Origin of the sequence: Bradyrhizobium sp. (genome assembly GCF_036735945.1) — a bacterium.
Taxonomy (GTDB): domain Bacteria; phylum Pseudomonadota; class Alphaproteobacteria; order Rhizobiales; family Xanthobacteraceae; genus Bradyrhizobium.
On the sequence record NZ_DAINNI010000015.1, the window covers coordinates 1 to 13,900 of the forward strand.

13 protein-coding genes are annotated in these 13,900 nt (G+C 63.6%); 8 read left to right on the forward strand and 5 right to left on the reverse strand.

Going from position 1 to position 13,900, the window contains the following annotated elements:
* Both V7E26_RS07760 and rpsT read right to left on the reverse strand, forming a co-directional pair.
* A partial coding sequence (locus tag V7E26_RS07760; RefSeq protein WP_324414859.1) for a DnaA ATPase domain-containing protein occupies positions 1–679 on the reverse strand: 679 nt, incomplete at its 3' end.
* A gap of 1,313 nt (positions 680–1,992) precedes the next feature.
* Positions 1,993–2,259: a 30S ribosomal protein S20 gene (gene rpsT / locus V7E26_RS07765; RefSeq protein ID WP_324414860.1), complete on the reverse strand. Its 267-nt coding sequence runs from the start codon at positions 2,257–2,259 to the stop codon at positions 1,993–1,995.
* A gap of 369 nt (positions 2,260–2,628) precedes the next feature.
* Here rpsT and V7E26_RS07770 point away from each other — a divergent pair, with 369 nt between their 5' ends.
* From V7E26_RS07770 to V7E26_RS07785, 4 genes are all read left to right on the forward strand, one after another.
* Positions 2,629–2,946, forward strand: a complete 318-nt coding sequence (locus V7E26_RS07770; protein ID WP_324414861.1) for a hypothetical protein — start codon at positions 2,629–2,631, stop codon at positions 2,944–2,946.
* 140 nt (positions 2,947–3,086) lie between these two features.
* Positions 3,087–3,743 carry a peptide-methionine (S)-S-oxide reductase MsrA gene (gene msrA / locus V7E26_RS07775; RefSeq protein ID WP_324414862.1) on the forward strand — a complete coding sequence of 219 codons (657 nt, stop codon included), beginning with the start codon at positions 3,087–3,089 and terminating at the stop codon, positions 3,741–3,743.
* A gap of 147 nt (positions 3,744–3,890) precedes the next feature.
* Positions 3,891–4,655 (forward strand): polysaccharide biosynthesis/export family protein, encoded by a 765-nt coding sequence (locus V7E26_RS07780; protein WP_324414863.1) that lies wholly within the window; start codon positions 3,891–3,893, stop codon positions 4,653–4,655.
* Between the two features lie 345 nt (positions 4,656–5,000).
* Complete coding sequence (locus tag V7E26_RS07785) at positions 5,001–6,008, forward strand: Bug family tripartite tricarboxylate transporter substrate binding protein (RefSeq protein ID WP_324414864.1); 1,008 nt, start codon at positions 5,001–5,003, stop codon at positions 6,006–6,008.
* Between the two features lie 74 nt (positions 6,009–6,082).
* Here the strand turns inward: V7E26_RS07785 and V7E26_RS07790 are convergent, their stop codons facing one another.
* From V7E26_RS07790 to V7E26_RS07800, 3 genes are all read right to left on the reverse strand, one after another.
* A complete protein-coding gene (locus tag V7E26_RS07790; protein ID WP_324414865.1) occupies positions 6,083–6,757 on the reverse strand; it encodes a dienelactone hydrolase family protein in 675 nt (224 codons plus the stop codon).
* Positions 6,758–6,821: 64 nt separating this feature from the next.
* Positions 6,822–7,166: a hypothetical protein gene (locus V7E26_RS07795; protein WP_324414866.1), complete on the reverse strand. Its 345-nt coding sequence runs from the start codon at positions 7,164–7,166 to the stop codon at positions 6,822–6,824.
* Positions 7,163–7,951 (reverse strand): alpha/beta fold hydrolase, encoded by a 789-nt coding sequence (locus V7E26_RS07800; protein ID WP_324414867.1) that lies wholly within the window; start codon positions 7,949–7,951, stop codon positions 7,163–7,165. The genes V7E26_RS07795 and V7E26_RS07800 overlap by 4 nt, the downstream gene beginning before the upstream one ends.
* 320 nt (positions 7,952–8,271) lie before the next feature.
* Here V7E26_RS07800 and V7E26_RS07805 point away from each other — a divergent pair, with 320 nt between their 5' ends.
* The 4 genes from V7E26_RS07805 (at position 8,272) to V7E26_RS07820 (ending at position 13,893) form a co-directional block, all read left to right on the forward strand.
* Positions 8,272–8,763, forward strand: coding sequence for a (2Fe-2S)-binding protein (locus tag V7E26_RS07805; RefSeq protein ID WP_324414868.1), 492 nt, complete (start codon positions 8,272–8,274; stop codon positions 8,761–8,763).
* Positions 8,760–11,042, forward strand: coding sequence for a xanthine dehydrogenase family protein molybdopterin-binding subunit (locus V7E26_RS07810; protein WP_324414869.1), 2,283 nt, complete (start codon positions 8,760–8,762; stop codon positions 11,040–11,042). The genes V7E26_RS07805 and V7E26_RS07810 overlap by 4 nt, the downstream gene beginning before the upstream one ends.
* 268 nt (positions 11,043–11,310) lie before the next feature.
* Complete coding sequence (locus V7E26_RS07815; RefSeq protein ID WP_324414870.1) at positions 11,311–12,408, forward strand: HD-GYP domain-containing protein; 1,098 nt, start codon at positions 11,311–11,313, stop codon at positions 12,406–12,408.
* Positions 12,409–12,597: 189 nt separating this feature from the next.
* Positions 12,598–13,893: a cytochrome P450 gene (locus tag V7E26_RS07820; protein WP_324414871.1), complete on the forward strand. Its 1,296-nt coding sequence runs from the start codon at positions 12,598–12,600 to the stop codon at positions 13,891–13,893.
* Positions 13,894–13,900: the final 7 nt, after the last annotated feature.

Genomic DNA, 13,900 nt, shown 5'->3' on the forward strand with positions numbered 1-13,900 from the left:
TGAAGGCCAGCGCCGTCTGCGTCTTCAGCGCGGCGACGAAGCCGTACATGAATTTCTCGGCGGTGAGATACAGCACCTTGCGCTCGCCGCCGGAATTGCCGGCCCATGTCACGGCCTGCAGCAGATGGGTTTTGCCGAGGCCGACGCCGGCGTGAATATAGAGCGGGTTGAACATCACGGGATCGCCGCGGCGTCCTTCGGCGACCTGACGCGCGGCCGCATGAGCCAGCGTGTTGGAACGGCCCATCACGAAGCTTGCAAAGGTCAGGCGCGGGTCGAGCGGCGAGCCGCCGAGCGCTTCGTGGCTCGCGGACACCGGCGCCGTCGCGGTGGCGCGCAGTTCAGGTGCGGGCCGGCCGTTGGCCTGCTCGACACGGCGCTGACCGGCCGGGGCGGCGGCATCCTTTGCCGGCGCCATGGAACGCATGGCGGAGCGCACGGTGAGATCGATCCGGTGCACTTCCGGCATTTCCGCCTGCCAGCAGGTCAGGACCCGGTCGGCGTAGTGCGCCTGGATCCAGCTCTTGAGGAATCGCGTCGGCACCGACAGATGCACGGCTTCGTCCTGCACGCTTTCCAGATCCATGCGTGCAAACCAGCTGGTGTAGACGTCCTCGCCCACGCTCGTGCGCAACCGCCCCTTCACGCGCGACCAGCGATCCTGTTCCGTATTTGTCATTGCCTGAGAACTTTTCTGAAAGAGTAAGTAAGTGTTCTTGCGAAATCGGCTGGCGAGTGCCCTGCAGGTTTCCTGCCAGACGAGACCTCGACGCGGGGTTTTCAACCACCGGGCAAAGATCAGGCGTTCGGCGGAATCGCCGCGGCGCAGACCAGTGCTGGATGGAGTGAAAAAACTACCGAGAGGTCAGCGCGTACTCGACGGTCTACCCGGAGCTCGCGTGGGGGGACGGCCAAAAATCTTGTGCAAGGATTCCGAAGCGGTCTCGATTGAAAAAAGTGTCCCGAATGTCGCGTTGCCGTAAATCATAATGCCTCCCCCTCTCGCCGCGAAAGCGCGCGACGAGTAATCAAGTGCTTCAAAGCCAGTCTGCCGTCACCGAACATCCGCTTGTTCGGCGCTGCGCCGCCGCTACCTCAGTCTGTCGTCTTCAACACGTTCACGAGCCGCACGTTCCCAATCGTTGCCTCGCCGGCGAGCGCCTTATTCCCCCTGTCTGGAGCGCGCTGGATAGATTAGCGCTACGCCAGGAAATCAGACACACAACTACCGCTCTCATATTGCTATGAGTCGCCAACTCAGCTTCGCTTGGAAAGCGTCGCTAACGCGCACACCGCCGCCGATTTGCACGTCCGCTCTTGGGTCTCAAACCGCGCTGGTCAGGAGAGCCTCGAGCGTCGCGAACGAGTAACAAATACACCATGCCGGATTTCTGACAATCCGTGATTCGACCCGCCTCCGGGACTCTTCCTCGGTGTTGCAATGCTGCAATTGCGGCGCTCCACACCAAGTTTTTGAATCAGCGCACAGAATCCCTGAGCGCGAACTTGCGTGACAGTTTTCGCTGCACTCGCAAAATATTTTAAGAAATCGTTACAATCGTGGTTACCCGGACCAGTTTTCAAAACGCTTGCTCTCGCTATGTGGATAAGTGATTAGCGAAGCGAAGTTTTTCGCGATTGCTTTTGCAGGGTAACCTTCGCGGCAGGGATGTGGTCGGAAGCAGCTGCGCCGCATTGATCGGTCGTCACGACCGCACATCTCGCAACTGCGTACGACAAATCGCCGCTGCGGCACGTTGCGCCTCGTAAAATTACGGGTGAGAGAAATGTGACAGGTCAGGCGGAGAGCAGCAACGAGACAAAAGAATTGTCACAATCGATGCGGTGCGCGCGGTTGCATGTGTGTTCGAATTCCAACAGCGTGCGCGCTCGCGACGAAATGGATTTTTGTTCGCGCGTATCGCGCGACATGATCGGAAAAAAGAAAGGCCCGGCGAAGCCGGGCCTGGATGATCGTCTATTTGTGTCGGCTCACTTCGCGAGCTTGGCAATCGCATGCGTGAGGCGAGACACCTTGCGGCTCGCATTGTTCTTGTGAACGATGTTGCGCTGTGCCGCCTGCATCAGTTCCGGTTCCGCGCGCTTCATCGCTTCCAGAGCCGCATTGCGGTCGCCGCTCTTGATCGCTTCCTCGACGGTGCGAACCGCGCCGCGCATCTGGGTGCGACGCGACTTGTTGATGATGGTGCGGCGGGCAATCTTGCGGGTCGCCTTCTTGGCGGAAGTGGTATTGGCCATGTTCTCAACTATCCTTCGGCTGTCATCGCTCGGGTGGTCGGCCCTTGAGCGCGCCGGCCGTTCAAATTGCGTGATCGCTGGTTGCGTTTTCCAGGGTGTTCGGACGTAGCCGTCCTTGAGGATGCCATGGGCGGAAGCCAGAATGCCCCCGCGAGCGGCGCTGCTCAAAGAACAGCGGCGGCGGGATTGCGCCCGCCGCCATTGGGGGTCTTATAGAGGGCTGGTCCTGCACCGTCAACGCCTTCCGCCCTCCTGGTTCGGCCGGGGCGCGGGTGAAAATGTCGCGTAAGGTGCTGATGAGGTTGAATTTCCGGGGGGCGCCCGGTATGGCCTGACGGCCGTATGGGCGACAGATATTTAGGGTGACGCATGATCCGCGGTTTTTTCCGGCTTATCGGCCTCCTGCTCCTGGCCGGCGGGTTCATCTTCATGGTCTATGACGGGGCCCGTTTCGTCGCCGACCAGACCCTGCGGTTCACCCGGTTTGGCCAGTTCTGGAACGACATCCACCAGTCCAGCCAGCTCGCGTTCCGGAACTGGATCGAGGGTGTCGCGCCCTGGCTCTGGAACAGCGTCATCCGGGTGCTGCTGGATCAGCCGGTTTTTGCCGTGCTGGGCGCCGTCGGCATTCTCCTGATGATCCTGTTCCGGCCCCGCAAGCCCTTGATCGGTTATTCGCGGGACTGACCGAGCGCAGGCCTCGGAGGCCACCGGGCGCGGCGTAACAGGGCTGCGGCATCCGGCGTAAAGACATATATAGATGTCTATCGATGTCCTGCCGGACGACGCCGTCGTCGCGTCGCCGCGATCCCGCCTGGAGGTACTCCATGTTGTTCATGCGCAAATCCACCGCGTTGCCGAGTGCAGCCGAAGCGCTGCCGGGCCGCGCCACCCCGATACCGACCGCCACCACGCACTTCGTCAACGGCCGCAAGCTGCAGCCGCCCTATCCGGCCGGCCTCGAGCAGGCGGTGTTCGGCCTTGGCTGTTTCTGGGGCGCGGAGCGCAAGTTCTGGGAACTCGGTGACGGCATCCATGCGACTGCCGTCGGCTATGCCGGCGGGCAGACGCCCAATCCGACCTATGAAGAGGTTTGCTCGGGCCGCACCGGTCACACCGAAGTGGTGCTGGTCGTGTTCGATCCGAAGAAGATTTCCTACGAGCAACTCCTGAAGACGTTTTGGGAAAGTCACAACCCGACGCAGGGCATGCGCCAGGGCAACGACGTCGGCACCCAGTATCGCTCGGCGATCTACACCTTTGGCGACGCGCAGCGCAAAGCGGCCGACGCATCGCAGGCGATGTATCAGAAGGCGCTTGCCGCCAAGGGGCTCGGCGCCATCACCACCGAGATCGCGCCATCAGGCGAGTTCTACTTCGCCGAGGACTACCATCAGCAATATCTCGCCAAGAACCCGGCGGGCTATTGCGGACTGGGTGGCACCGGCGTGTCGTGCCCGATCGGCGTCGGCGTCACCGCCTGAGCGACTGACCTCTCTTTTCGCCCTCGCCCGCAAGCCGCGGGCGAGGGCATTTCATTGCCCTGCCGCTTGTCGCAAAAAACGCTTTGTTAACCATACCGGGTGCAAGACTGGAACTGTCTCGCTTCGAGGTGGCCTGGGGTACGGGTAGTGCGCGCGTTTCGAATTTCGATCACTGCGATCGTCACGGCACTCGCTCTGTCGGGCTGCATGCGCACGACCGGGCCGGTTGCCGTCGCGCCGCAGGGCGATCTCGATTCAATGGCCTATGGCCAAGCTGGCAGCCCGCCGCCACAGGCGGTTGCTGCCGGGTCCGGTGGCGGTGCCATCGGCGCACTTCGTGCCGCCTTTGCCGCGCCGCGGCCCGCGCCAACGCCTGTCATCGTTGCCGAGCCAACTTCCGTGGTCCTCGCCGCGCAGGCGGCTTATGTCGAACCGATGCCCGCGCGGCACGACGCGGCCTATCATCTCGATGCCGGCGACAGGCTGCGTGTCGTGGTTTACGGTCAGGAAGGCCTCACCAATACCTATGCGGTCGGCGCCGGCGGTTCGATCACGATGCCGCTGATCGGTTCGGTCACGGCGCGGGGCCGCACCACGGCGGGATTGGCGGCGGCGATCGCGGCAAAACTGCGCGCGGGCTTCATCCGCGAGCCGTCGGTTGCGGTGGAGATCGAAGCGTACCGTCCCTTCTTCATTCTCGGCGAGGTCGCCGCGCCCGGACAATATCCGTACGTTCCCAACATGACGGCGGAGAGCGCGGTGGCGATCGCGGGCGGCTTCTCGCCGCGTGCCCGCCGCGACCAGGTGACGGTGACGCACACCGACGCGTCCGGAACGCAGCGCTTCGTCATCCCGCCCGCCAGCCCGATCAGTCCCGGCGACACCGTGCTCGTCGGCGAGCGCTGGTTCTAGCGCGCGGAGCGTTTTTATCGAATGCTCATTCGCGCGGCTGTCGCCCTGAGCATTCGCGTCAGGCAAATGCCTCGCATTTGACCAGGAAATTTCACCATATGTTTTGCATCGACGCGTGTGCGGCGCGCGGCTTCACATTGTCGGCCACCTCGCAGCGGATCTAACCAGCAGTGGCAGAATTACGGCCTCGCACGTGTGGGGATGCTCACCTGCGGTGAATTGGCGCTATGCGCGCGAACGCGGGCGAAAGCGTTTCCATATTGCGCTGCAGCGAGGTAGAACCCGCGTCGTTGAAGTGAGGCGCGCCGGTCTGTCGGTAGAGTGCCTGCAATCCGGAGTATGACGATGAACTATCATTTGCCGGTCAGCGTGATGCGCGCTGCGACCGCAGTGGCGTTGTTCGCTTCCATTGCCGCGACGGCATTGGGTGTCTCTTCGCATCCGGCATCGGCGGCGGATGCCTATCCGAGCCGGCGCATCACGTTGGTCATTCCCTATCCCGCGGGCGGCGCCACCGATGTGCTGGGCCGTTTGCTTGCCAACAAACTGTCGGAGGCGTGGAAGACGACCGTCGTGGTGGAGAACAAGTCGGGTGGCGGCGGCGTCGTCGGCAACGATTTCGTGGCCAAGGCGCAACCCGACGGCTACACCGTGCTGCTCGCCATTACCCAGATCATTCAGGCGCCGAGCCTGGTTGCGAAACTGCCCTACGACGTCTTCAAGGATCTCGCGCCGGTCACCCAGGTGGCACTGTCGACCATCGTGCTGACGGTCCCCGAGCAGCAGCCGTTCAAGTCGGTGAAGGAGTTGGTCGACTATGCCAAGGCCAATCCCGGCAAGCCCTATGGCACCTTTGGCAACGCCACCACGTCGCATCTCTATGGCGAATTGCTCAAGAACGTCGCCAATATCGACATGACCCACGTCCCCTATCGCGGTTCGGCCCCGCTGACCAACGACCTGCTCGCCAACACGGTGACCATGGGCTTCGTCGACCTGACGACGGCGAGCGCGCAGATCAAGGCGGGCAAGCTCAGGGCGCTGGCGGTGGGCGGCGAAAAGCGCCGGAAGGCGATGCCCGACGTGCCGACGATGGCCGAACTCGGATATCCCGGCTTCGAAATCGAAGGCTGGCTCGGCGTGTTCGTACCCGCTGCAACGCCCAAGGAGATCGTGAAGAAGCTTTCCGACGAACTCGCCCGCATCGTTGCCTCGCCCGAAGGCATCGCGGGAATCGAGACGCTGAGCCTCGTACCGGTGGGCGGATCGCCCGAAGACTTCGACAAGGCGCTGCGTCGCGATCTCGTAAAATGGGGCGATGTCGTGAAGCAAACCGGCGTCAAGGGCGAGTAAGCCGCTTGCAGCGTCACTCCGGGTTCGCGCGAAGATGCGCGCCCCGGAATGACGGCCGAGAGATTGCGCCCGTCCTACTTCTTCAAATGCTTCGCAAGGAATTCCAGGCTGCGCGGCCAGGCGATATCGGCGCTGGCCTTGTCGTAGCTGGCGCGTTCGTCGCAGTGAAAACCGTGCTGCGCGCCGGGATAGACATGGACTTCGACCTCCGGCCGCCTGGCCTTGATGGTCTCGACGTCGGTCAGCGGAATGCCGGCATCCTTCTCGCCGAAATGCAGTTGTGTCGGCACCTGCGGCTTGTCGTCGGCGAAGCGTACGACGGCGCCGCCATAATAGCCGACCGCGGCTGACAGGCCGGTGAGATTGGTCGCCGCGGCATAGGCGATGCTGCCCCCGAGGCAGAAGCCGATGATGCCGACCGGGCCGACATCCTTCACGGCATCGATCGCCGCCTGGGTATCGCGCAGCATCGCGGGCCAGTCGGGATTGGCGATGAATTTTCGCGCATTTGTAATTTCGTCAGGCGAATAGCCGAACTGAAAATCCGGCTGGCTGCGATCGAAGATCGCAGGCGCGATCGCGACATAGCCTTCGGCGGCGAGGCGGTCGCAGACCGAGCGGATGTGATGATTGACGCCAAAGATCTCCTGGATCACCACGATGGCCGCCTTCGGCGCGCCTGCGGGATCGGCGCGGTAGCCGCCGGGTTTGAAACCATCCGAAGCCGTCAGTTTGATATCCTGTCCCACGGGGCATCCATTTGTGTTTGAGGTGAACGAAGTCGCTTGCGCCGATGAATTGTTATGAACGCGGCTACTGCCACATCCAGTTCTTGCCCCAGTCGCCCTTCCAGCCGGCGAGGCGGCCCTTGCGGAATTGCAGATAGAGACGGTCTTTCTTGTAGAACAGCCCGCTGCCGCCGATGTTGCGGAAGGCGAGGAAGATTTCATCGCCCGGCCGGCCCCTGACATAATTGAGCGGCACGCCGAGCGCGCGCGCCGTCTCACTTGCGTCCATGCCGAAAGCAAGCGGCGTGTTGTTGGACAGCGTCGCGGTGAAGGGCGGCGGGTAGGGGCCGCCGATCGGCGGCGGTTGCTGCGCGGCAGCTTGCGAGAAACTGCCGGCGATCAGGATGAAGGCGACGGCGGCGGCTTTCATGACGCGGCTTTCTTCGCGGCCCTGGCATCGAGACCATCGAGGAATGGCAGCACGACATCGATGAAGGCCTGCGGCTGGTCGATATTGACGGCGTGGCCGGCGGCCGGGATCACCACCTTCTGCGCGCCGGGAATCTTGGCCGCCATGTAGTCGGAGGCGGCAAGGAACGGGGTGTCGTCGGCGCCGACCACGATCAGCGACGGCACCCTGATATCGGGCAGGGATTCGATCACGCGGGCGTCGCGCTGGGTCAGCATGCCGCGCGCAGCGCGCGCCAGCCCCGACGCGTCGCGATGGGTGACGCTGGAGCGCTCGCGGCTGGCTGATTTCAAAACGTCCAGCCCCTCGCGCTCGAATCGGTCGCCGGTGTCGTGCGCGCGCTTGTTCCAGACCTCGCGGGCCTCGTCCTTCTTGAAGCCCGGGCCGGTGTCGATGATCAAAAGCGCGCGCACGCGCTCGGCATGGGCGCGGTAGAACGCCAGCGACATGTAGCCGCCGAGCGAAAGCCCGCCGACGATCGCTGTCCGGGCACCGACCGCGTCGAGCAGCGCCGCCATGTCGGCGACCGTCAGCGCTTCGCTATAGGCTGCGGGATCGTCGGGATAGTCGGACCGGCCGTGGCCGCGCATGTCCCACAACACGAGCTGGTGCCGCTTCGACAGGGCTTCGATCTGCCCCTGCCACATCCCACTGGTCGATGAATAGCCGTGGGTCAGCAGGAGCGGTGGGCCGGCGCCGTGAACCTCATAATAGATCTTGACCCCGTCACGATCGATCGTCGGCATGCTGTTTTCTCCGGCAAATACGCGAATTCGGCCCTGCCTCCATCGCCGGTCGCATCCTAGCGCGATCCCTCGGCGAATTGGAAATGCGGAAACGGAAGACGTGCCCGTGCGGTACGCGCACGTGATTGAAATCCCCTTGCCGCAGCGCACAAGCAGATCACTCGAAGATTTTATTCTCTTCGAACGGTTCCAAATTGGATTGCCTCTCAAAAAGATCGGGATCATTGTTCCCGCCGACCGGCATTACCCGGTGGTGCCGGCCAATACCCAAAAGTGAGATGCCGCCGTAAGCGGCTTCATACACCGGAAGGGGAGCGCCAATGCCTAATCTGAATATCAACGGGCGGAATATGTCCGTCGAGGCGTCCAACGATACGCCGCTGCTCTGGGTCATCCGCGAGCAATTGCAGATGACCGGTACGAAGTTCGGTTGCGGCGCAGGTCTCTGCGGCGCCTGCACGGTTCACGTCAACGGCGAAGCTGTCCGTTCCTGCCAGACCATGGTCAGCGACGCCGTCGGCAAGAAGATCACCACCATCGAAGGCCTGTCCGCCAAGGGCGACCACCCGCTGCAGAAGGCGTGGATCGCCGAACAGGTGCCGCAATGCGGCTACTGCCAGTCCGGCCAGATCATGCAGGCGGCGGCGCTGCTATCCAGGAATTCCAACCCGACCAAGGATGAAGTCGTAGCTCACATGGACGGCAATCTGTGCCGTTGCATGACCTATTCGCGCATTCAGAAGGCGATCATGCGTGCCGCATCCGAAATGCGTACCGCCTCCAACGCCAGCACCGAGCGGAGGGCCACATGAATACGCACGTGAGAATCACCGGCAGCAAGCCTGCCGATCTCAGTCGCCGCTCGTTCCTGGTCGGCTCCGCCGCCACCGGCCTAGTGCTCGGCTACGCCGCGGTGCCCGGCATCGATCAGGCGCTCGCCGCGCCCGCCAGCTTCGAACCCTCCGTCTGGTATTCGATCGCCCCCGACGGCCTCGTCACGGTCACCTGTGGCAAGGCCGACATGGGCCAGCACATCGCCTCGACGATGGCGCAGATCGTCGCCGAAGAGCTCGGCACGAACTGGAAGGACATGCGGGTCCAGCTCGCCTCCAACGATCCGAAGTTCAACGACCCCGTGCTGGGTGCGCAGATCACCGGCGGCAGCTGGAGCACGATGATGAACTTCGATGCCATGAGCCGCGCGGGCGCCGCGGGGCGGATGGCATTGACGGAAGCCGCCGCCGGCATCATGGGCGTGCCGGCCGGCGAGTTGGTGGTGCGCAATTCCACCGTCTCGCATCCGAAGTCGAAGAAGTCGATGAGCTTTGCCGACATCGTCAAGAGCGGCAAGATCACCAAGACCTTCACGCCTGACGAGCTCAAGGCGATCAAGCTGAAGACATCAGACCAATACACCATGGTCGGCGTCTCGGTTCCGCAGCTCGATATTCCCCCGAAGATCAACGGCACGGCCAAATACGGCATCGACGTCATGCTGCCGGGCATGGCCTACGGCAAGGTCGTCACCCCGCCGGTGCGCTATGGCGCCACGGTGAAATCGGTTGACGATTCCGCGGCCAGGAAGGTGCCCGGCTTCATCAAGGCGGTGACGCTCGACGACAAGACCGGCAGCACGACCGGCTGGGTGGTGGCGGTGGCCAATACCTATGCCAATGCCCGCAAGGCGGCCGACGCGCTGAAGATCACCTATGACAACGGGCCGAACGCCAGGCTGTCGAGCCAGTCGTTGCTCGACGAAGCCAAGCGGCTGCAGGCGCTCGACGATTCCGGTCAGTTCTTCGTCAAGGACGGCGATACGGCGGCGGCGTTCGGAACCGCGGCCAAGGTGCTGGAGGCCGAATACACCACCAGCATCAACATCCATGCGCCGCTGGAGCCGATGAACGCGACCGCCGAATTCAAGGGCGACATCCTGCACGTCTATTCCGGCAACCAGTTCGCGACGCGCTCCGGCGCGATCGCCGCCGGTGCCGCCGGGATCGATCCGAAGTTCGTCGTGATGCACCAGATGTGGCTCGGCGGCGGCTTCGGCCGGCGGCTCGATGCCGACATGATGGTGCCAGCGGTGCAGGCCGCGAAGGCCGTGGGCAAGCCGGTCAAGGTCATCTATTCGCGCGAAAACGACATGACCATGGATTATTCGCGCCCGCTGACCTACCAGAAGGTGAAGGCCGGCGTGGACGCGGATGGCAGGCTGATCGCGCTCAACCACGACGTGGTCTCGGCCTGGCCGACCGCGCGCTGGGGAATCCCCGATTTCCTGACGCCATCGGTCGACAAGAAGGGGCCGCTGGACTCGTTCACGGTGAATGGTGCGGACTTCTTCTATTCCGTGCCCAATCACAATGTCCGCGCGATCAAGAACGAGATGGCGCACACCGCGACGCCATCGGGCCAGTTGCGCTCGGTGGCGCCCGGCTGGACCTTCTGGGCGGTCGAAAGCATGATCGACGAACTCGCTCATGCGGCCGGCCAGGATCCCGCGCAGTACCGTATCGCGCTGCTCGACGGCAAAGGCAAGAACGACGGCGGCGCGCAGCGTCTGCGCAACACGCTGCTGGCGGCGATGGGCATGGCCGGCTACGGCAGCACCAAGCTGCCGAAGGGCGAGGGCATGGGCGTTGCCTGCGTCTCGTCGCAGGAGCGCGCCACCGCAAGCTGGACCGCGTGCGTGGCCCATGTCGCGGTTTCGCCCTCCGGCGAGGTCAAGGTCAAGAAACTGACCGTGGCCACCGACGTCGGCATGCAGGTGCATCCCGACAATATCCGTGCCCAGGTCGAGGGCGCGGCATTGTGGGGCCTTTCGCTCGCCATGTACGAGAAGGCGACGCTGAAGGATGGCGGCATCGAACAGACCAATTTCGATAGCTACACCCCGCTGCGGATGAGCCAGACGCCGGAAGTCGCCGTCAACGTCATCGCCAACGGCGACAAGCCGACCGGCGTTGGCGAGCCGGCGGTGACCGTCATCGCGCCGGCGCTCGGTAACGCCATCTTCAACGCCTGCGGTGCGCGCCTCCGCTCGCTGCCGATCACGGCGGAGGCGGTGAAGGCGAACATGAAGGCGTAGGACGCACGCGTCTTCGGTCGACGAATGATCCGCCGGGGGCATGCTCCCGGCGGATTTGCTTTGGCTGGTGTCGGGACGCTGCCGTGAAGCGTCTCTGAATCCTCGGCTTTTGCGGATGTGGCGGCGGCGCGCGCGCCGCGTCACGAACGCATTCGCTACAATTTTACGGTTTACGGTAGGTTTCTTTCACGATGCCTCTTAAGCCCCGAAAAACCCCTTATCCGTTAGCCTTGGCTGCAAGACATCACCGCTAGGGGTCTGGGGTTTCATGACAACCGCAACCAACAAGACTTCGTCCAGGCGCCGGCTGCTGCTGGCTTCGGATCGAAGCGATCACAGCAGCGAACTCGCCGATATCCTGCGCTCGGTCGGCCAGGTCGACACAATAGCGACGTCGGATATTCCCGACGCGCCCGAGCGCGATCTCGCCGGCATCGTCGTCGACATCAACCTGCGCTCGGCCGAGAGCGTGCAGCTCGTGCGCAACAAGCTGCGCGCCGAAGCCTATCGCGAAATGCCGCGGCTGTTCGTGCTGGCGGATGCGCTGCATCACGGATCGATGCAGGCCTGGGCGCTTGGCGCCACCGACACCATCGCCCGTCCGTTCGACGCGCAGGGCATCCTGCACCGCATCCGCGCCGCCTTTCCGGACAGCGACGGTTTTGACGAGACCGATCGCGGCAAGGCCCTCAACCGCGGCGTCGAGGCGGCGCATTCGGTCATGGTCAAGATTTTCGAGAAGCTGCCGGCCGGCGTTCCCCTGAAATTCACCGACATCGTCGAGGCCGAAAACAAGATCCTCAAGGCGATCAAACATTCGTCGCTGCGCGAATGGCTGACCACGGTCGGCTGCCACCACACCGGCAGCTACCGCCACTGCCTGTTCGTCACCGGCTTTGCTGTGGCCTACGCGCAGCATCTCGGCATGCGCGAGGACGACCAGCGCCGTCTCGCCCGCGCCGCGCTGCTGCACGACGTCGGCAAGGCGTTCGTTCCGGTGGCGATCCTGGACAAGCCGGGTCCGCTGACGCTGGAAGAGATGGAGGAGATGCGCCAGCATCCGCGCCGCGGCTACGAGGCGCTGACCGAGCAGGGCGGCTTCCCGCCCGAAATGCTCGACGTGGTGCTGCACCATCACGAATTCCTCGACGGCACCGGCTATCCCAACGGCCTCAGCGGCAAAGAGATCAGCGACATCGTGCGGTTGACCACGATCGTGGATATCTATGCCGCGCTGGTCGAGAAGCGCGCCTACCGCCTGCAGTTCACCCACGCCCGCGCCTTCGGCATGATGGAAGAAATGGGCGACAAGCTGGATCAGCATCTCCTGCACGCCTTCCGCCCGGTGGCGTTCGGGTATTATTGAGTCATTGCGAGCGTAGCGAAGCAATCCATCTATCCCAGCGCTGAAGCATGGATTGCTTCGTCGCTTTCGCTCCTCGCAATGACGCGGATGGAATAGTAGCCGCTCAACGCAAGCTTCGGCCTTGCAACTGCCCAAGTATCGTGGTCATCAGCGCGCCTTGCGCAGATGCTACAGGCAGGCCGGAAGCCCATGGATACGACCGCCAACCCGACGACGAACCTCGACATTCCCGCCGACATTGCGGCAACGCTGGTCGATCCGGCCGCCTATGCCGATCATCGCATCCATGACAGCTACCGCTGGCTGCGCGCCAACAATCCGCTCGGCATTGCGCGGCCGGAAGGGTTCGATCCGTTCTGGGTCGTGACCAGGCACGCGCATATCCAGGCGATCAGCCGGCAGAACGAACTGTTCCACAACGCCGACCGTCCGACCACGCTGACCAACCGGGCCGTGGAGGAGCGCGTCCGCAAGATCACCGGCGGGCCCAATCTGGTGCGCTCGCTGGTGCAGATGGATGCGCCGGATCATCCGAAATACCGCGCGCTGACGCAGGGCTGGTTCATGCCCGCCAATCTCGGCAAGTTCGAGGGCCGCGTGCGCGAGATCGCGCGCGCCGCGGTGGAGCGCATGCTGAACAAGGGCGGGCGTTGCGATTTCGTCGAGGATGTTGCCCTCGGCTATCCCCTGCACGTCATCATGGAAATTCTTGGCGTCCCCGAGCAGGACGAGCCCCGCATGCTCAAGCTGACGCAGGAGCTGTTCGGCCCGCAGGATCCCGATACGGCGCGGATCAGGGAGAAGCTCACCGCAGAGCAGTTCTCCGGGATGATGCAGGCGGTGGTGGCCGATTTCGGCGCCTATTTCCGTGCCATCACCGAGGACCGGCGCCGCAGCCCGCGCGACGATCTCGCCACCGTCATTGCCAATGCCAGGATCGGCGCTGACTACATGCCGGACCACGACGCGACCAGCTATTACATGATCGTCGCGACCGCCGGCCACGACACCACGTCATCCTCGACCGCCGGCGCGATCTGGGCGCTGGCGGAGGACCCCGCGCAATTCGCAGAGGTGAAGGCCAACCCGGAGCGGATCCCCGGGTTGGTCGACGAGGCGATCCGCTGGATGACGCCGGTCAAGCATTTCATGCGTTCGGCCACGGCGGACACCGAACTCGGCGGCCGCAGGATCGCCAAGGGCGACTGGCTGATGCTGTGCTACGCCTCGGGCAATCGCGACGAAGAGGTGTTCGAGGAGCCGTATCGGTTCCGCAGCGACCGCAAGCCGAACCGGCATGTCGCGTTCGGCTACGGCGCGCATCTCTGCCTCGGGCAGTATCTGGCGAAACTGGAAATGCGGATCCTGTTCGAGGAACTGCTGCCGCGGCTGAAATCGATCGCGCTCGATGGCGAGGTCAAGATGACGCAGGCGTATTTCGTCAACGGCCCGAAGAAACTGCCGATCCGGTTCGAGCCGAGTTGAAGGGATC